The organism is Chitinophaga sp. 22308, assembly GCF_052045305.1.
Taxonomy (GTDB): domain Bacteria; phylum Bacteroidota; class Bacteroidia; order Chitinophagales; family Chitinophagaceae; genus Chitinophaga; species Chitinophaga varians_A.
This window is the reverse complement of record NZ_JBQEOP010000003.1, coordinates 505,223-524,765: the sequence shown is the minus strand read 5'-3', so window position 1 is coordinate 524,765 and position 19,543 is coordinate 505,223. Positions and strand designations below refer to the sequence as shown.

Here is a 19,543-nt window from a genome sequence, read left to right as displayed (position 1 = left end):
AACGTATATGTTTCTCCGTTATATACAAATAGCATTCAGGAACCTGCGCCGGCAAAGGTTGTTTGCCTTTATCAATATTGCCGGTCTTGCATTAAGCATGACGGTATGTTTGATGGTGTTGAAGTCCACCAAAAAGAATTTCAGCTACGATAAGTTCCATCCTGCTGCTTCCCGCACCTGGCGCATTACTTCCCAGGCCACCACGCAGGAAGGGAAACATTATCACATGGCCAGTTCACCGTTGCCCCTGGCAACGGTATTGCGGCAGGACTATGCTATTGCGGAAGAGGTAGTGCGTTTGTATAGTGTATTATCCGGCACTGTGTTGGAGGGGAAAAAGAAATTGCCGGTGCAGGGCACTTTTACAGAGCCCTCTTTCTTTCATGTGTTCGGTTTCAGGCTGAAGATCGGAGATCCGGCTACGGCTTTATCTGCGCCCAACAGCATTGTATTGAGTGAAGCAACGGCCGGCAGGATATTCGGAAACACGCCTGCCATGGGCAAGGTGGTGCATTTTGAGCGGCTGGGGGATTATATTGTTACCGGTATTATGGCGCCTTCTCCAGGTCTGAGCCATATCGATTATGACGCTTATGCTTCGTTGTCATCTGTACCGGCACTGGAACAGCAGGGCATATTGCCGGGCCGGCTGACGGACTGGAACCAGGTGCAGGACGGGTATACTTATGTGAAGCTCAAACCCGATGTCAGCAAATCTTCATTGGCTACGGCTTTGACGTTTATCTCCCAACGGTTTTACCAGCCCGCGGCCAAAGGCATCGGCAGTATCAGGCTGGAACAGCAGTCTCTTGGCAGCATTTCGCCTTCAAATGAATTATATAACGATATTGGCAATGCTCCGCCATGGGGCAAGGTGCTGGCGGAAATAGCCGTTGCGCTGGGGCTGTTGATATGCGCTTGTTTTAATTATACCAACCTTTCTATAGTACGTTCCCTGCAACGGGCACGGGAAGTGGGTGTTCGCAAGGTAAACGGGGCATTGCGCTGGCAGGTGTTTATGCAGTTTATTACCGAATCTGTTGTGATGTGCATGCTCTCGCTGGTACTGGCGGTACTGCTACTGATACTCGCAGAAAACTACACTTCTGTCGGTATCGGTTTCCTTTCCGGCGAACCGGTCGACTTTGCGCTGTTTGGATGGTTCCTGGTCTTCAGCCTGCTGACGGGCATCCTGGCGGGTATTATCCCGGCCTGGGCCCTGTCTTCCTTTCAGCCGGCCAAAGTACTGCGCAATATGGTGGACATCAAATTATTCGGCGGGCTGGGCTTGCGCAAGACCCTTATCGTGATACAGTTCACGTTATCGCTTACGGCTATTATCTTTTTTGTGACCGTATACCGGCAGTTTGCCTATAAAGAGGATTTTAACATGGGATTCTCCAGGGATAATATTTTGGATGTTCCCCTGGCAGATGCTGACTTCCAACTGATGAAAGACCGCATGATGCAGGTGAAAGGCGTAGAGGCGATCACTGCCAGTTCCGGCGTGCTGGGCGTTCCGCGTCATAGTGGTTTTTTGCAGGTGAAGACAGAAACGAATGGCAACCGTATGCAAATTGGCTACTATGCGGGCGATGCCGACTTCCTGAAAATTATGCAGCTGAAGCTGCTGGCAGGATCTAACTTTCCGGCCACCATGTCAAGGGAGCATGAGCAATACATTATTGTCAATGAACAAATGGTAAAGTCCCTGAACCTCAAATCACCGTCAGACGCCATTGGCAAGACGATATGGCTCTCTGACTCCTCGATGGTCAGCATTATCGGTGTAATAAAAGATTTTAATTATCAACCTATAGAGGCACCGATATTTCCAATGGCGATAAGGTTTGTGCCAGGCGAGTTCAAACAACTGCAGATACTGGTAAATACGAAAGATAAAGAAACACTGATGGCCGGTATTAAAGCGGCCTGGCTGGAAATGCACCCGGGAGAGACGTTTTCGGCTGAGTGGATGAATGATTTGCTGCATGAGAAAACGAGCGGAAAAGAACCTGTGTCCGCAGTGGCAATACTGGTATTGATGATTACAGTTATTGCTGCGCTGGGGCTGCTGGGCGTGGTGTCTTATACTACGTTTACCCGTCGCCGGGAGATTGGGGTACGTAAGGTGATGGGCGCCGGAGTGTCCGGACTGGTACTGTTGCTGTCCCGCAATTATCTCCGGTTGATTTTACTGGCAGGCCTGATCGCTTTACCGCTGGGATATCTGGGCAGTCAGCTGTTCCTGCGCATATTTGCCAACCGTGTTAGTATCGGGTTCTTTACACTGGCAGGAAGTTTTGCAGTATTGTTGTGTATAGCGCTGCTGGCGATCATCTCCCAGACATGGCGCGCAGCGTCGTCTAACCCGGTGGATGTATTAAGGAATGACTAAAATTATTATAAAGAGAATAACAAGTGAACAGCAAATCAGAGTGTGTTTCTACGCGCCCTGTTTTATTTTATAATTTTTTAAAACAGATGATGTCCCATGTTTACAAGCTACCTTAAGATTGCGTGGAGAAACTTATGGAAACAGAAGGTATTTGCTACGGTCAATATGGCTGGCATGAGTATCGCCATCTGCGCGGCACTGCTGCTATCCCTTACTGCTTACCATGAATGGTCCTATGACAATTTCCAGGAAAATAAGGACCACGTGTACCAGTTGTACCGGCAGGACAATACCGGTAAAGGCATACGGGTCAACAAGAGCTTCTCAGAACCGATGGCCGGCGTATTGCAAAAGGAAGTGCCGGGGGTAAAGCACGTTTCCCGCATCGGTGGCGGGGATATGCCTGTGCGGTATAAGGACAAAAATATTTACCTGGACGTGGAAATGGTAGATGCCCCTTTTCTGGAGATGTTTTCTTTTCCCCTACAGCAGGGCAACAAACAAACAGCCCTGGGAAACCTCGATCAGCTGGTACTGACACAAAACTCAGCAAAAGCGCTGTTCAACGAAGAGAACCCCGTAGGAAAAGCGCTGGAAGTCAAAATCGGCGATCGTTGGAAACCCTTCGTTGTTTCCGCAGTGACGGACAATATACCCGACAACTCCAGCATCACCTTTGAAGCACTGGTCCGCTTTGAGAATGTGGAAGATTACAGCAATATCCGGGACAACTGGAATGTTTCCAGTTATCCGTTAATGGTAGAAGTAGCACCTTCTGTCAGTGCCGCGGCCTTTGGCAAAAGCCTGGTCCCTATTACACATAAGTATTTGGCGGACCTTATCAACAGCCTGAAAAGCATGGATGGCGTACCCGATAAAGACGGAGAGTTGTTGCGCATAAATACCATTGCGCTGAAAGATATACACCTTTCCCCCTATAGTTCATTTGGCAGCGGGTTGCGTCCTTTTTATCCATGGATGATGCTGATGCTGGCCTGCCTGATCATAGGCATTGCCTGTGTGAATTTTATTAACCTGTCCATCGCCAGATCGTTTACCCGTGGCAGTGAGATCGGGCTGCGAAAGGCACTGGGTGCCATGGACAGGCAGCTGATGCTGCAATTTTGGAGTGAGGCCTTTCTTCTTTGTTTGGTATCTCTGATAGTGAGCCTGTTACTGGCCGTGCTGCTCCTGCCTTACTACAATGCCACCTTCCGGCATCAGCTGAGTTTTCAGCTTTTCCGCAACGGCTGGATAGTACTGGGTACGGCGCTGGGTTTCTTCCTTGTAACACTGCTGGCGGGTGGTTACCCTGCCTGGAAAATAGCCAGGGTCAATATTATACAGGTGCTGAAAGGTAAACTGAACTTAAACCGCAGCAGTGGCGTGCGGAACGGCCTGATAGTTTTCCAGTTCATGGTAGCGGCGGTCTTAATCAGCTGTACGGCCATTATCTGGCAGCAGATTAATTTCATACATGCCACACCGTTAGGTTACAATACCACGCAGGTCATCAGTATCCCGGCAGATAATGCCCCGTTGCAATCCCGCACCGCTTTCGGTAACCGGCTGGCCACGGAGCCTTCGGTAGTAAGCGTTTCCGGCAGTATACTGAACCTGGGCATTGGAATGGACGGATCTTCGGGTAACTGGACACGTGGTTTTGACCACAAAGGGGGCCATATCAGCACGCAGTGCATGGTGGTGGACTATGATTATGTGAAGACGCTGGGGTTGAAGATGGTAGCCGGCCGGGACTTTTCCCGCCAGTATGGGACAGATTCCTCCGGGGTGGTGATCAATGAGCAACTGGCCAAACAACTGAACGAAAAAGACCCGCTGGGCGCAACGATTAATACTGGTGGCCCGGTTTATCACGTCATCGGTGTGATGAAGGATTATCATTTTGAGTCCCTGCACAAAAAAATAGAGCCGCTGATGTTGACAATGGACGCGCAGTCCCGGATGAATTATTTGTTCGTGAGGGTGAATACTGACCATCCGGCCGCAACGATGGCGCATATCAGCGCTATCTGGAAGGAAGTTAACCCGTTGGCAAAGAACACACCCAGTTTTCTGGATGAGAATGTTGACCGGCTGTACCGCCAGGAGGGCCGTTTCTCCAGGATATTTATGAGTGGCGCCATACTCGCCATTTCCATCTCCTGCATGGGGCTTTTTGCTATTGCCGTAATGGTAGTGGCACAACGGCGCAGGGAAATAGGCATCCGCAAGGTACTGGGCGCTTCTGTGGGCAGCATAGTGGTGCTGTTGTCGGGAGATTTCCTGAAACTGGTGCTGATAGCGGTACTGGTCGCCACGCCGCTGTCGTGGTACCTCATGCAGCGATGGCTGAATGGATTTGCTTTCCATGTGGAGATCCGGTGGTGGATGTTTGCAGGCGTTTGCCTGCTGGCAGTGGTGGTCGCCCTGGCTACTACCGGACTGCAAACCATACGGGCTGCATTGGCTAACCCGGCAGCCAGTTTGAAAGTTGATTAGCGATTATAAACAAATACCTGATGTGGAAAAACTATTTTAGAATAGCAGTCAAAAATCTCCTGAAACGTAAGTTATACGCAGGTATCAACGTTTTCGGGCTGGCTACCGCCATCGCTTGTTTTGTATTGTTGTCCCTGTACCTTGAGAACGAATGGACTTACGACAAGTGGTACAAAAACGTATCGGAGATATACCGTATCCGCCTGGATTACGGCGTAAAAGGGGAGAAGCTGGTACAAACAGCCGTGACGCCGAATATCCTGGCAACCACCATCAAAGGTTTGCCGGAAGTTCAGAAGGTGGTGCGCGTGTATCACCGGAATGTGAGTATCCGGTATGCAGACAAAAGCGCAAACGAAAACCGCTTCATCTACGCAGATGCACCATTTTTTCAGCTGTTTTCCTTTCCGCTGAAAACAGGTAATGCCGCAACGGTGCTCAATGGGCCTAATATGGTGGTCATTTCTGCTTCCATGGCGAAAAAATATTTCGGTGATACCGACCCGGTAGGGAAAACCCTGATGATCAATGGCGACCGTCCTTTCCAGGTGACCGGTGTGGCTGTCGATGCACCGTCCAATACACATCTTAAGTTTGATTTTGTGGCCAGCTACAGTACGCTGCAATTGCGCGAATACTGGGGATCAGCCAACTACTACACCTATGTGCAGGTACAAAACCCGACCCAATTGAGTACGCTGCAGGCCAGCCTTACGGCTATCGGCAAACAACAACTCAGTGATGAGGAACGTAATGGTGGAGCGGTCCTGAATTTCGTGCCGGAGCGTGTTTCAGATATCCATCTGTATTCAGTGGCGGCAGATATGGAAGAAAGAGGGGACATACGCTACAATTATATATTCGCGCTGATAGGCGGCATGTTGCTGATCATCGCCTGCGTCAACTTCATGAACCTGGCCACTGCGCGGTCTACCGAGAGAAGCCGGGAAGTGGGCGTACGCAAGGCCTTGGGGGCGCATCGGGGACAGCTCTTCTGGCAGTTTATGATGGAGTCGGCACTGCTTACCGGTATTGCAATGGGCGTGGGGCTGCTGCTGGCGAAGCTGCTGCTGCCGGCTTTTAATCAGCTGGCGGACACACAGCTGCAGATGGGCGGCGCCGGAGGTTACCGGATTTATTTTATACTCATCGGCGTATTCGTGCTGGTTTCATTTGTGACAGGGATTTATCCGGCCCTGTTCCTTTCCGGTTTCAGGCCGGTGCAGGTGCTGAAAGGCTCGCAGGCGGCCACTCCCAAAGGACGTGGTATCCGTCAGTCACTGGTGGTGTTCCAGTTTGCTGCTTCTGTTTTCTTTATCATATGTACCCTCATTGTACAGCGTCAAATGCAATATATCCAGCATAAAAAGCTGGGGCTCGACCGCTCAGAAGTGATGGTGCTGAGCGGGTTTAAAGGGGATGCGCAGCAACTGGCATCTCTTAAAGGACAGCTGTTGCAGCTCTCCGGTGTTACAAACGTAACGGCCGCTGCGGAATCACCCGTCTTTATTCAAGGGGGCTACAGCATTAACAATATCGAAGGCAGACAACCGAATTATGAATTGAACATCAATGCTTTGCCGATTGAAAAAGATTTTCTGAAAACCATGGGGATCGCCCTGTTGGCAGGGGAAGACCTTACCCAGGCTGATATAGCGGATGTCCTGAAAGAAAAATCAGAAGAAAGGGCCTATCATTTCTTCCTGAATGAAACAGCGGTCAAAAAACTGGGCTGGGCGCCGGAAGCGGCGGTAGGTAAGCGAATAGCGCTCAATGGTCGTGTGGGAACGGTAAAGGGGGTTATCAGGGATTTTCACTTTGCTACCATGAAAAGCAAGATAGAACCTGTTGTCATATTCCCGGAGTATGACTGGTTCCATGAGATATACGTTAAAACAGGCGGAAGTGACAAACGGCAGGTGATTGCTAGTATAGAGGCGCTCTGGAAAGAAAAACTGCCCGCAGTGCCGTTTGATTATCATTTCCTGGACGATGATTTTAACCGGATGTACCAGTCGGAATATCGGGTAGGCGCTGTACTGGGCACTTTTGCCACATTGGTAATGGTGGTGTCCTGCCTGGGTTTACTGGGGCTGGCGGCACTCACTACGCAACAACGGACACGGGAGATTGGCATCCGCAAAGTGCTGGGCGCTTCGGTGACCAGTGTGGTGGCCATGTTATCAAAAGATTTTATCAAACTGGTGCTGATGGCGCTGGTGATAGCCATACCAGTAGCCTGGTTTGTTGGTCATAACTGGCTGAATGCTTTTGCCTACCATGCTTCGCTGAGCATCTGGCTTTTCCTGATGGCGGGTGCACTGGTTATTTTAGTAGCTCTGCTGACGGTCAGCCTGCAGTCCGTGAAAACGGCGACTATGAACCCGGTGAAGAGTCTCAGATCGGAATAAAAAGAAAATTATGTTTAGAAACTATTTGCTTGTAGCAGTCAGAAATATATGGCGCAATAAAGTCTTCTCCCTGCTGAATATCCTGGGACTGGTGACCGGTATCAGCGCAGCACTGGTGGTATACCTGGTAGTGTTTTATGAGTCGGGTTTTAATAAGGCCGTACCCCGTGGAAACGATGTTTACAGGATCGTTTCCACGATCAGCTTCTCCGGCGACAGCGTAAAAAACAGCGGTGTAACCGTTCCCGTTATAGCTGTGGCAGAAACGAACATACCGCAGATAGAAAAGGCCGTTCATTTTTTTATTAACAATACGACTGATCGTATTACGGTTGATGGAAAGGACTTTCCTAATAAGGAAGATGTCATTTTCGCTGACAGGAACTATATGGATTTGCTGGGGTATGAGTGGTTGGGCGGGAATGCCGCCACGGCATTATCTCAGCCGCTTTCGGTGGTACTGACCAGAGAACGTGCCCGTTTGTATTTTCCCGGTCTGCCGGTGGACCAGGTATTGGGAAAACAGGTGCTTTACGATGATAGTATCAGGGTTACTGTAACCGGTGTTGTGAAAGACCTGTCCCACACCACCGACTTCTGGTTTGGGGAGATGATCTCGATGTCTACCCTGGAGAGTAACAGCAGCTTTAAACAGATTTATCTTGACCAGGACTGGTCGAGCACCAGTTCTTCCACACAACTGCTGGTGAAGCTCAGGCCGTTCGCCAGGCCGGAGGACGCGGCAGCCGTATTGAAAAGCTATGTCGAGCCACACAACACAAAGGATTCTAAAACGGTTTTGTCACTGCAGCCACTGAGTGATCTGCATTTTAACACGGACTTTCAGGCTTATCGCCGTACTGCGGACAGGAAGCAGCTGAATATACTGACCTGGGTGGCCGTGGCTTTATTGGGACTGGCGGTCATCAACTTTGTGAACCTGACCACAGCTCAGGCATCCCGCAGGGCAAAAGAAACCGGTATCCGTAAAGCAATCGGGGGAACTACCCGGCAGCTGATCAGGCAGTTCCTTGGGGAAACGATGGTCCTGACGTTGTTGGCGGCGATGCTTTCCTTATTAATGGCGCCGTTGCTGATCATCAGCTTTCATGCCTTTCTGCCGGAAGACCTGCCTGTAGCGCAGCTGTACACTGCGCCGGTGTTGATGTTCCTGTTTACGCTGGCGGTAGTGGTGGCGCTGGCCGCCGGTATTTATCCGGCTTATGTGCTGGCGCGGTTTCAGCCAGTGGCCGTGTTAAAGTCCAATACAGGCCATAAGGGCGGAAAGGTATGGGTGCGTCAGACGCTGACCGCGGTGCAGTTCACCATAGCGCAGTTTTTTGTTATCGCCACGTTGGTGGTCAGTAAACAAATTCACTTTTCCTTGAATAAAGATCTGGGATTCAGGAAAGACGCCATCCTTACCATTACCACGCCGAGGCTCGATCCTGACCCGTCCAGGCGCAGGCTGCTGGAGAGCAGGATTGCCACCCTGCCTGAAGTGGACAGGGTGAGCCTTTCAGGACGAACACCTGTAATGAGCGGCTGGATGACTATCTCCATGAAATACAATAATGGCCGGCAGGAAATAGAAAAGGTGGTGGACGTGCGTTATGGCGACAGTGCTTATTTGCCGGTATACAACCTTCGGTTGCTGGCTGGCCGGAACATTGTTACCTCCGACTCAGTACGGGAATGGCTGCTGAATGAAACCGCTGTCAGGGCTTTTGGGTTTAAACGCCCGCAGGATGCCATCGGTCAGCTGGTAGAAGGGCATCCGGTAGTAGGAGTGGTGGGCAACTTTAACGTGGGCAGTATGCGCCGCGAGATCCCCGCAGTGGCTATCGGCAGCGATGCATTGAGAAGCCACCGGACCCTGCATGTGCGGTTGCGTAATGCGGGGGAAGGCGGGGTGGTTTGGAAAAATGCCTTCGCCGGCATGGAAAAAGTATGGAAAGAAATATACCCGAGGGAGGAATTCAGTTATGAATTCCTGGATAAAACCGTGGAAAACCTGTACCGGAAAGAGCAGCAGATGGGCAATCTGCTGAACTGGTGTGCCGGCCTGGCTATTTTCATCAGTATCGTCGGATTATTGGGGCTGGTTATTTTCATGACAGACCAGCGTACAAAAGAAATAGGTATCCGTAAAGTGCTGGGAGCAACGGTCTGGCAGGTGGTCGGCATGTTGACCACTGATTTTATGAAGCCGGTACTGGTAGCGTTCTTACTGGCAATACCCGTGTCCTGGTGGGCCATGGACCGGTGGTTGCAGACTTTCGCCTACCGCACTGGTCTTTCCTGGTGGGTGTTTGCCGCAGGAGGAGTGATCATGGCCATCTTGGCTTTGACTGCGATGAGCCTGAAGACAGTGCGGGCAGCCCTCAGTAACCCGGTCAACACTTTAAAAACTGAATAAAAAGATCCGGTGAAATGAACTTATATTGCTTTACCGGAAAATTGTAAGCAAGTCCAAAATTCAAAAAAACTATCATGATACAACTGCAGAAAATATCCAAGCATTACCCGGTAGGATTTGGTAAAAACGAGATCCTGAAAGATATAGACCTGACTATTGAAGAGGGTGAATTTGTGTCCATTATGGGACCTTCCGGATCCGGTAAGTCAACACTGCTGCATATTCTGGGGCTGCTGGAAGAACCTTCTGCCGGACAATATCTCTTTCAGGGAGAACGGGTGGATAAAATGAACGAAAAAAAGCGGACGCAGTTGCACCGCGGTGCCATCGGGTTTGTGTTTCAGGCATACCATCTGATCGATGAGCTGACTGTTTATGAAAACATTGAGACCCCGCTGTTATATAAAAGCCTCTCCAGCTCCGAAAGGAAAAGCAAAGTAGCCGACGTGCTGGACCGTTTTAATATGGTTGCCAAGAAAGACCTTTTCCCTAATCAGCTTTCCGGCGGGCAGCAACAGCTGGTGGGAATAGCCCGTGCCATTGTGGCGGAGCCCCGGGTGATACTGGCAGATGAACCTACCGGCAACCTCCATTCCGATCAGGCTAAAGTTATCATGGAACTCTTTAAACAACTCAATGAACAGGATAAAATAACCATCATACAGGTAACCCACTCTGACCTGAATGCAACCTATGGAAACCGGATCATTCAGATCCGGGACGGACATATACAGGGATAATCACAGATGGTGTTCTTAATCAGTATTAATCTCCAAAAAAAAGACTATGTTGTATACGCATGGCGTAAGGTATGACACCATACCTAACAAAATTTTGCCTTCTATCAAGAAGCGAGGAAAACTATCCTTACATTTATTATATTTTTGGCATGTTATGAGAATATCCCAAATCGCAGGTTTTTTCCTGCTCTTCTGCTTCTTTGCTAACATAACCCCGGCTGTGGCGCAGGATACGTGGAGTTTGAAACGTTGTGTGGATTATGCTATGGAAAACAGCATCACTGTAAAACAACAGGAGGTGCAAAAACGGCTGGCAGAACTTACTCTGCAGCAAAGCCGTCTCAGTATGATCCCCAACTTTAACGGCAATGTTAACGCAGGGTATTCCGATGGTCGTATCGCGAGCATTCAGGACAACGCTTATATTAACCAGTCTATTTTTAATGCCAGCGGCCAGCTCAATATGAGCGGCGATCTGTTCAACTGGTTCTCTAAACAAAACCTGATTGCCGCCAACAGGTATGATGTGGCGTCCAATGGTTTCCTGCTGCAAAAAGCCCGTAATGATCTCGCTTTTAACGTTGCCACTGCTTTTCTGCAGATCCTGCTGAAAAACGAACAGGTAAAGGTGAATGAAGTACAGGTGAACCAGACACTGTCTAACCTCAACAATACCAAAAAGCTGGTGATCGCCGGTTCTGTTCCGGAAAGCAACCAGGCCGACCTGGAGGCGCAACTGGCGCAGGACAGCACCAACCTGGTGACCGCCCAGAACGATGTAATTTTGGCTATCCTGCAAATGAAGGCCTATCTGAACCTGAGTTTTGAGATACCTTTCGTACCGGAAATCCCGGAGAACATATCATCCCTGCCTATCACCCCGCTGGCTGAAATGGCCCCGGAAATGGTGTATAGCGCGGCGCTGACAACTTATCCGCTGGTGAAGTCCGATGAGCTCAGGATCAAAGGGGCCTACAGATCTTACCGTTCCGCAGTGGGACAGTTATTCCCCTCCTTGTCCCTGGTAGGGGGGCTTTCCACCAGCTATGCCAATAACTTCTATGGAATAGACGGAAAACTGATACCTTTCAACAAACAGCTGGACAACACCTTTGGTAAAAATATAGGGCTGAGCCTGAGGATTCCGCTCTTTAATGGTTACCAGCAACGGACCGCTGTTTCCAAAGCAAAGGTCAATGTGTACAACATGGAGCTGACCCGCGACCTGGACAATCAGAAACTGCGGCAGGACATCTATACCGCCCATGCCAATGCAGTGGCCGCCCTGCAGAAATACAACGCTTCCACCACCGGGGTAATGGCAGCCCAGAAAGCGTACGACTTTGCCACCAAACGGTTCAACATCGGATTAATGAACACCATTGATTATATCACAACGCAAACCAGATTGTTCAAAGCCCAGATTGATAAAGTCTCGGCACAGTACGACTATATTTTCAAAATGAAATTGCTGGAATTTTACCGGGACCAGAGAATATCCCTGTAGGACGCCAGGTAATAAACTGCTTTATGAAGAAGAAAAAGACCCTTTTTTGGCTCACGGGCTTAGGTTTACTTGTTATTTTGCTCATTGTTTTAAAGGCTTCGGGTGTTATTGGTAAGGAAGAACTGCTGAACGTGGCCGCAGACAAGGCGGAAAAAAAGAATATCATCGAGGTAGTGACTGCCAGCGGAAAAATTTATCCCGAAATTGAAGTAAAAGTAAGCTCCGACGTATCCGGTGAGATTACAGAGCTGACGGTGCTCGAAGGAGACACTGTGACCAAAGGCCAGGTACTGGCCCGTATTTACGGAGATATTTATGGCTCCATGGTGGACAAAGCCATGGCTTCTGTAAGCCAGTCACAGGCACAGCTGGCCAATACCGCTGCTGCGCTCAATTCCTACAAAGCCCGCCTGGACCAAAACAAGGCCGCTTATCTTCGTAACAAAGAACTGCTTTCCCAGAAGGTAATTTCCCGCTCTGAATTTGAAACCAGCGAAGCAACTTACCTCGCTTCCCAGGCCGACTATAACGCGGCGGCACAGCAAATCAACAGCAGCAAATTTGGCGTGCAAAGCGCACAGGCCAACCTGAAAGAAGCCAATAAAAACCTTGGCCGTACCACTATTACCGCTCCCATGAACGGTATCGTTTCCCTGCTCAACGTAAAGAAAGGCGAACGCGTGGTAGGTACCGCCCAGATGACCGGTACAGAAATGCTGCGCATCGCGGACCTGAGCCGTATGGAAGTACAGGTGGACGTTGGAGAAAATGATATCCCCAAAGTGAAATACGGAGATACCGCCCTCATTGAGGTTGATGCCTACAATGGCCGCCGTTTCAAAGGGGTGGTGACACAAATCGCCAGCTCCAGCAAAGGCGCCGCCACTGCTACCGCTACCACAGCGTCTTCCGCAGAACAGGTGACCAGCTACATTGTGCATATCCGCATTCTGCCGGAATCCTATGCAGACCTGCTGACCAACGCCCGTCACAAAGCATTTCCTTTCCGCCCGGGCATGAGCGCCAGCGTGGATATACAGACCCGTCACGAAAACAACGTACTGGCAATACCCATCAATGCCGTTACTACCCGCGATGCGGATTCCACCAAGAGCAACAGCGGAGATAAGAAAAAAGACGACGCCAAAAGCAAGGCGGAAATGAATGAAGTGGTGTTTGTATTGCAGAAAGACAACTCCGTGAAAATGGTCCCCGTAAAAACCGGTGTACAGGACGATTCCTATATCCAGGTACTGGCAGGCTTACAGGAAGGAGACCAGGTGATCAGCGCCCCTTACAGCGCGGTTTCCCGTACCCTCAACAACGGTAAAAAAGTGAAAGTGGTGGCTAAAGACAAGCTTTTCGAAGGACAGAATAAATAATCGCGCAAAAGCGCTAAAGCTTTTTTAGATAATAAGAACGCAGAGAGGGCGGGGACCACAGTTGGTCTTCGCCCTCTCTGCGTTCTTACTAAATAGGTCTGCTTTGCCTCTTTGCGTGCCGGATTTCCTATCTTGCGTAAAATTAGCATTGTGAGCAAGGAGAATCGCATTGGTATAATCGGCAGTGGCAGTTGGGCTACTGCATTGGCAAAAATACTGACAGATAATGGACAGCATATCCACTGGTGGATCCGTAATGAAGAGACGATCCGGCATATGCAACAGCGTCATCATAACAAACATTACCTGACTTCTGTATACTTTGATACCAGCCTGTTGTCGCTCAGCAGTGATGTAAATGCCGTTGTGGCGGCGTGTGATGAGATTGTGCTGGCGGTCCCTTCTGCTTTCCTGACAGATGTGCTGGACCAGTTGCCATCATCAGCGCTGGAAGGTAAAAAAGTAATTTCGGCCATTAAAGGATTGGTGCCTGGCAACAACCAGTTGATCAATGAATACCTGGAAGAGCGCTTCCAGCTTCCGCCGGCGCATTATTTTACCATCACCGGCCCATGTCATGCGGAGGAGGTGGCCAATGAAAAGCTCTCCTATCTTACTTTTTCCGGTGTTCATCAGGAGGCGGCGCAGGCAATAGCAGATAAATTTACCGGAAGTTATTTGCAGACGATCGTTAATACAGATATGATTGGCGTGCAGCTGGCGGCGGTGATGAAAAACATCTATGCACTGGGAGCGGGGATTGCACATGGACTGGAATATGGTGATAATTTTCTGAGTGTATATATCACCAACTGTTTCCGGGAGATGCAGGCTTTTCTGGAGCAGTACGAGGCGCAGAAGGCAGCGCAGCGGGGCAGCGAGCCGATGGTCCATAATTACAGCGCCAGCGCCTACCTGGGCGATCTGCTGGTGACCTGTTATTCCCTGCACAGCAGGAACCGGACTTTTGGTAACATGATTGGGAAAGGATATTCCGTAAAGGCGGCCCAATTGGAGCTGAATATGATCGCAGAAGGTTACTACGCCAGCAAATGCATGTATGAGATGAACAAACAGATAGGGGCGGTAATGCCTGTGGCGCAGGCCGTATATGCGATATTATGGCAGCAGGTGCATCCGTCTGAAGCCTTCCTCTCTCTTGAAAAAGGGTTTATCTGATAAAGGACTGACGACTAGTAGTCGTCATAGTCCTCATAATTATCTTCCCCTACTTTAACAATGGCTTTTACTTTGGGAAAATACTGTTTAATAAGAGCAGCTATTTTCTCAAAGAGATAGTCGTCTAATTTCGGTCCTTCATAATATTCCACTTCGTTTGTCTCGTCAGAAATGATGTATTCTGTTACTGTCTGATCTACAATTGCCAGGAATCTTCTTTCTTTGGCTACTTTCCGGATGTTGATTTTAGTGGGGACTCCATCCACGTTGAGGGTACATGCAATATGTCGCATAAGCGCGGTAAGGTTTTTATAATGAATAGATAGATTTTGATCCTGTTTAAATCGCCGATACTTGTTAAAACGTGTCGATAGGAGTGTGTTAATCTCTGGTTAATTTGGTCTGATATGGTTACGAATTTAAAAATAAGCAAGTTTGGACAATTAACAAAATTGTATACATTTTTTGTTTTTTTAATTGTTTTTTGATTGATACTTATCTCATGTTTTACCCTCGGTTTTTTCTCTCAATTCGCCTTTGTTTCCAGCCATAGTCAATGTTTTAAGCAATTAATATAATAACGCCCGCCATTGGTCAATATCCCTTTGCCAATAACAGTTATTTTACAATTATAATCAAAAATAAATATACTAAGTGTTAATCAAATCTAAACGTGTACGATTTACACTAAAAAACGTGTCCACACCGTGAAACCGCGATAAACATATGGGGAATATTTTCCACAGTTTTAGTTTGATGAATTCGCTAAAAAGCAACAGGCAGGCATTGGATTGATATTTGAAAAGCTACATCCCGGACGCAGAGTGGTCCACAGTGAATGAAAGCCTTAAAATTTTGACCAATGACTAAAAACTTGCTTTTTGTATCATCTTTTCCGCCCCGTGAGTGCGGCATCGCTACATTTGCGCAAGATCTGATCAACGCGCTGGACAAGAGTTTCGCAGGAAAACTGAATATCGAAATCTGTGCATTGGAAGAGTCGGGGAAGCCGTGGACAGACAAACAGCCACCGGTCACTTATACCGTAAATCCTTTCAATATTGACAGCTGCATCGCCTTTGCGCAGCAAGTCAATGATAATCCTAAAATAGACCTGCTCTGCTTTGAGCATGAGTTTGGCCTCTATGGCGGAGAATACGGACATAATCTGCTGGCCATGTTGTCCTTGCTGGACAAGCCTTTTATCGTCCGTTTTCATACCGTATTGCCTTTCCCCGACCAGAAATGCCTGAAGGTGGTAAGCCTTATAGGCGCCCTGGCGACTAAGGTAACGGCCATGACCCGCTCCTCGGTAAACCTGCTCCGCGACGTTTACCAGTTGCCGGCAGATAAGATCGTTCATATTCCGCACGGCACCCATGCACACATCATCGACGATGTGAACGCCCTTAAAAAACAGTATGACCTGGAAGGCAAACTGGTACTTAGCACCTTTGGCCTGTTAAGCGAAAATAAGGGGCTGGAAACGGGTATCAGGGCCATGAAGAAGATCGTCAAAACATATCCCGATGCCATCTATCTTATTTTAGGTAAAACCCATCCGGTAATCATCGCACGCGAGGGAGAGCGTTACCGCCAACAACTGGAAGACATGGTGAAGGAATACCATCTGGAAAACAATGTGCGGTTTGTTAATACCTATCTCTCGCTGGATACTTTACTGGATTATTTATCACTGACAGATATTTACCTTTTTACCTCCAAAGACCCGCATCAGGCTGTCAGCGGCACCTTTGTCTACGCTATGAGCGCAGGTTGCGCGGTTATTTCCACCGCCTTTGTGCAGGCCAGAGAGATGCTGGACGAAAGTTGCGGCTGCCTGATTGATTTTAACGACGCAGACCAGCTGGCGGCTGCCGCCATGAACCTGCTGGGCAATCCGGAGCTGCGCCAGCGCATGAGCCGCAATGCTATTGAAAAAACACGCAGTTCCATCTGGGACAACGTGGCCATTGCCCATATGGCCATGTTCAGTGAAGTGCTGGATGATAACAAGGTGACCATGCCCAATCTGCCGGCTCCTTATCTGGACCATATCGACCGTCTGACGGATGAACTGGGCATGCTGCAATTTGCCCGTCATGATGTGCCGGACCCGGCCCACGGATATACCCTCGATGACAATGCCCGGGCGCTCATTGCGCTCTGCATGTACATCACTACGATCAAACCCAGTAGTTTCGCGGATTCCCTGATCCGAAAATATATCCGCTTTATAGCAAGTTGCCGTAAACCCTCCGGCAGGTTCCTGAACTATGTGGATAAAGACGGCAATTTCACCAGCCAGAACGATGAAGTAAACCTTGAAGATGCTAACGGTCGTACGGTATGGGCGCTGGGATATGCCCTGTCCTGCCACCAGGTGCTGTCTTTTGATATGACACAGGAACTGTTGTCCCTTTTCAGGCCCTGCCTGCGCTGGATTGACAGCCTCTCTTCCCCGAGGGCCATGGCGTTTGCCATGAAAGGACTGTTTTATTCGCTGCAATACCGGAAAACCGAACAGGCGACAGAACTGCTGAATAAACTGGCCTCCAGATTGCAGGAGCAATATATAGCAGAGGCAGATGATAACTGGAAATGGTTTGAATCCAGCCTTACCTATGGCAATGCCGTCATCCCGGAAGCGATGATGATGGCCTTCCAGGTAACAGGGAACCCGGCCTATCGCAAAACAGCGGAAGAAAGCCTGGCATTCCTTTGCAGCAAAACCTTTACTGATAGCTATATGAAAGTCATCAGCAATAAAACATGGTACCATAAAAACACGCCTCCTGCCAGTGAAGCCGGTGGTGAGCAATCCATCGAAGTGGCGTATACCATGTTGGCTTTGGACACCTTTTATAACAATACTAAAAACCATTTGTACTTCGAAAAGATGCGCGTCGCGTTTAGTTGGTACCTGGGGAATAATCATCTGAAACAGTTGGTATATAATCCCCTTACTTACGGATGCTATGATGGCCTGGAACGTAACAATGTAAATCAAAACCAGGGCGCTGAGTCGACTGTGTGCTATCTGATAGCCCGTCTTTTGATGGAGCAATGGAACAAACACAAATATGTTACAACCAAAAAAGAGACCCGTGAACCGGTCCGGATTGGATTCAACGGATGAAATAAAAAACGGACCTAATATCCTGATTATCGACGACGAACCGGACATTTGTCGATTACTGCAGTTGACCCTCGTCAGGCATGGCTATCAGGTTCAATACGTCCATGCACTAAATGAAGGACTATCACACCTGCGTAGCCAGCAGCCGGACCTGCTGTTTCTGGATATCCACCTGCCGGACGGGTCAGGACTTGACGCGCTGCCGGAGATTAGAAAAGAATGTCCAACTTTACCGGTTATCACCATTAGTGCATATGACAACGGTATGGAGAAACAAAGGGCGCTGAGCGCAGGAGCTACCTTTTTCCTTGCCAAACCCTTCAGTGTAAAACATGTTGATGAGCTAATAGGTAACATCAGGCCGGCTATCAGCTGAGATTTATTTAGTAATTTTAGTAAGCTGTTGACAAATACCACATATTAGAGAAGTATGAAAAATATTCTGATTATAGATGACGAAATCAATATCTGTACGCTCCTCAGTAAATTTCTGAGCAAACATGGGTTCAATGTAGACACCACCATGACGGGCGCTGCTGCGCTCAAAATGATGAAAGAGAAAACATTTGATCTCGTATTGTGCGATTACAGGCTGAAAGATACAGATGGCGCACAGTTGCTGCAGGACATCCATCAAATCAATCCGCAGACGATCGTCATTATCATCACCGGCTATACCGATGTGCGTGTGGCTGTGGAAATGGTGAAAAATGGCGCGTATGATTATTTGTCCAAGCCGCTGTATCCCGATGAAATACTAAACCTGGTGCATAAAGCTTTTGCACATAAGGAGTCCGAACAGGAACGCATGGCGGTGCAGCCGGTAGATGCCGGCAGTGCGCCAGAAGCCCGCGAAACGCTCCTGTCCCGTAACCAGAACGAGAAAAACGATAAATACGTTTATGGCGAAAGTGAAGGCGCCCGTGAATTGATCCGCCAGATAAAACTGGTGGCGCCTACCGACTATAGTGTGATCATCTTCGGAGAAACCGGTACCGGTAAGGAATCGGTGGCCCACCTGATACACCATCACAGTAAACGTTCTTCGCAACCGTTTGTGGCACTGGACTGTGGCAGTCTCTCCAAGGAACTGGCCGCCAGTGAGCTGTTCGGGCACGAGAAAGGCGCTTTTACCGGCGCTATAGGCACTAAAATCGGTGCCTTTGAGCAGGCGCAGGGAGGCACGCTTTTCCTCGATGAAATTTCCAATCTCTCTTATGATATCCAGGTGGCCATGCTCCGCGTATTACAGGAAAAAGTGATCCGCCGCGTGGGCAGCCTGAAGGAAATACCGGTAGACGTCCGCATCATTGTGGCTTCCAACGAAAAATTGTCGGAGTCCGTACAACGCGGAAAATTCCGGGAAGACCTCTTCCACCGGTTCAACGAATTTACCATCTACATCCCGCCGCTGCGTGAACGCCGGGAAGACCTGCCGCTGTTTGTGGCAGCCTTCGTTGAACAGGTGGAAAGAGAACTGGAGAAGTCCTGTGGTAAAATATCTCCGGAAGTGTGGAAGTGTTTCCATGAGTACAACTGGCCGGGCAATATCCGCGAACTGAAAAATATCATTCGCCGCGCCTGCCTGCTGACGCCGGAAATGCAGGAAATCACCATGTCGGCCCTGCCGCTGGAAATGAAAGAATCATTTGCCCAACCGCAGGATGAACTGCCGGTAAGCGGGGAACTGGCTATCATGGCTAACGATAACGACCTTAAAACAGTGGCGCTCCAGGCAGAATACAATAAGATCATCAACGTACTCAAAGAAGTAAAATATAATAAAACCAAAGCAGCACAGCTGCTAAACATCGACCGTAAAACGCTGTACAATAAATTACGCTTGTTGAATATCAACTACTAGAT

Annotated in this window: 12 protein-coding genes; 11 read left to right on the top strand and 1 reads right to left on the bottom strand. The window is 48.9% G+C overall.

What is annotated here, in order from left to right:
* Nucleotides 1-7 precede the first annotated feature (7 nt).
* The 8 genes from ACTJJS_RS13880 to ACTJJS_RS13845 all read left to right on the top strand — a co-directional run bounded on the left by ACTJJS_RS13880 (nucleotide 8) and on the right by ACTJJS_RS13845 (nucleotide 14,538).
* Nucleotides 8-2,398 (top strand): ABC transporter permease, encoded by a 2,391-nt coding sequence (locus tag ACTJJS_RS13880; protein ID WP_440664139.1) that lies wholly within the window; start codon nucleotides 8-10, stop codon nucleotides 2,396-2,398.
* Between the two features lie 96 nt (nucleotides 2,399-2,494).
* Nucleotides 2,495-4,900 carry an ABC transporter permease gene (locus tag ACTJJS_RS13875; RefSeq protein ID WP_440664138.1) on the top strand — a complete coding sequence of 802 codons (2,406 nt, stop codon included), beginning with the start codon at nucleotides 2,495-2,497 and terminating at the stop codon, nucleotides 4,898-4,900.
* A 20-nt stretch (nucleotides 4,901-4,920) separates the two neighbouring features.
* Nucleotides 4,921-7,311, top strand: coding sequence for an ABC transporter permease (locus tag ACTJJS_RS13870; protein ID WP_440664137.1), 2,391 nt, complete (start codon nucleotides 4,921-4,923; stop codon nucleotides 7,309-7,311).
* Nucleotides 7,312-7,321: 10 nt separating this feature from the next.
* Entirely contained in the window at nucleotides 7,322-9,730 is a 2,409-nt protein-coding gene (locus ACTJJS_RS13865; protein ID WP_440664136.1) for an ABC transporter permease, read from the top strand.
* Nucleotides 9,731-9,804: 74 nt separating this feature from the next.
* A complete protein-coding gene (locus ACTJJS_RS13860; protein WP_168871084.1) occupies nucleotides 9,805-10,470 on the top strand; it encodes an ABC transporter ATP-binding protein in 666 nt (221 codons plus the stop codon).
* 154 nt (nucleotides 10,471-10,624) lie between these two features.
* Nucleotides 10,625-11,977 carry a TolC family protein gene (locus ACTJJS_RS13855; RefSeq protein ID WP_440664135.1) on the top strand — a complete coding sequence of 451 codons (1,353 nt, stop codon included), beginning with the start codon at nucleotides 10,625-10,627 and terminating at the stop codon, nucleotides 11,975-11,977.
* Nucleotides 11,978-12,000: 23 nt separating this feature from the next.
* Nucleotides 12,001-13,359: an efflux RND transporter periplasmic adaptor subunit gene (locus tag ACTJJS_RS13850; RefSeq protein WP_168871086.1), complete on the top strand. Its 1,359-nt coding sequence runs from the start codon at nucleotides 12,001-12,003 to the stop codon at nucleotides 13,357-13,359.
* Nucleotides 13,360-13,509: 150 nt separating this feature from the next.
* On the top strand, nucleotides 13,510-14,538 hold the full coding sequence (locus tag ACTJJS_RS13845) for an NAD(P)H-dependent glycerol-3-phosphate dehydrogenase (protein ID WP_440664134.1): 1,029 nt from the start codon (nucleotides 13,510-13,512) through the stop codon (nucleotides 14,536-14,538).
* 14 nt (nucleotides 14,539-14,552) lie between these two features.
* Here the strand turns inward: ACTJJS_RS13845 and ACTJJS_RS13840 are convergent, their stop codons facing one another.
* Nucleotides 14,553-14,831 carry a hypothetical protein gene (locus ACTJJS_RS13840; protein WP_078669906.1) on the bottom strand — a complete coding sequence of 93 codons (279 nt, stop codon included), beginning with the start codon at nucleotides 14,829-14,831 and terminating at the stop codon, nucleotides 14,553-14,555.
* A 569-nt stretch (nucleotides 14,832-15,400) separates the two neighbouring features.
* Between ACTJJS_RS13840 and ACTJJS_RS13835 the strand changes: the two genes are divergently transcribed.
* Genes ACTJJS_RS13835 through ACTJJS_RS13825 form a run of 3 tightly spaced genes read left to right on the top strand, consistent with a single transcriptional unit; the run spans nucleotide 15,401 to nucleotide 19,541 of the window.
* Nucleotides 15,401-17,677: a glycosyltransferase gene (locus ACTJJS_RS13835; protein WP_440664133.1), complete on the top strand. Its 2,277-nt coding sequence runs from the start codon at nucleotides 15,401-15,403 to the stop codon at nucleotides 17,675-17,677.
* A complete protein-coding gene (locus ACTJJS_RS13830; RefSeq protein WP_247654876.1) occupies nucleotides 17,661-18,053 on the top strand; it encodes a response regulator in 393 nt (130 codons plus the stop codon). Before ACTJJS_RS13835 ends, ACTJJS_RS13830 begins: the two co-directional genes overlap by 17 nt.
* Before the next feature lie 54 nt (nucleotides 18,054-18,107).
* Nucleotides 18,108-19,541, top strand: a complete 1,434-nt coding sequence (locus tag ACTJJS_RS13825) for a sigma-54-dependent transcriptional regulator (RefSeq protein WP_168871089.1) — start codon at nucleotides 18,108-18,110, stop codon at nucleotides 19,539-19,541.
* Nucleotides 19,542-19,543: the final 2 nt, after the last annotated feature.

Coding starts and splice junctions, on each gene's coding strand:
- ACTJJS_RS13850 (WP_168871086.1), top strand. CDS start 12,001: ATGAAGAAGAAAAAGACCCTTTTTTGGCTCACGGGCTTAGGTTTACTT.
- ACTJJS_RS13865 (WP_440664136.1), top strand. CDS start 7,322: ATGTTTAGAAACTATTTGCTTGTAGCAGTCAGAAATATATGGCGCAAT.
- ACTJJS_RS13870 (WP_440664137.1), top strand. CDS start 4,921: ATGTGGAAAAACTATTTTAGAATAGCAGTCAAAAATCTCCTGAAACGT.
- ACTJJS_RS13840 (WP_078669906.1), bottom strand. CDS start 14,831: ATGCGACATATTGCATGTACCCTCAACGTGGATGGAGTCCCCACTAAA.
- ACTJJS_RS13880 (WP_440664139.1), top strand. CDS start 8: ATGTTTCTCCGTTATATACAAATAGCATTCAGGAACCTGCGCCGGCAA.
- ACTJJS_RS13875 (WP_440664138.1), top strand. CDS start 2,495: ATGTTTACAAGCTACCTTAAGATTGCGTGGAGAAACTTATGGAAACAG.
- ACTJJS_RS13835 (WP_440664133.1), top strand. CDS start 15,401: ATGACTAAAAACTTGCTTTTTGTATCATCTTTTCCGCCCCGTGAGTGC.
- ACTJJS_RS13855 (WP_440664135.1), top strand. CDS start 10,625: ATGAGAATATCCCAAATCGCAGGTTTTTTCCTGCTCTTCTGCTTCTTT.
- ACTJJS_RS13825 (WP_168871089.1), top strand. CDS start 18,108: ATGAAAAATATTCTGATTATAGATGACGAAATCAATATCTGTACGCTC.
- ACTJJS_RS13860 (WP_168871084.1), top strand. CDS start 9,805: ATGATACAACTGCAGAAAATATCCAAGCATTACCCGGTAGGATTTGGT.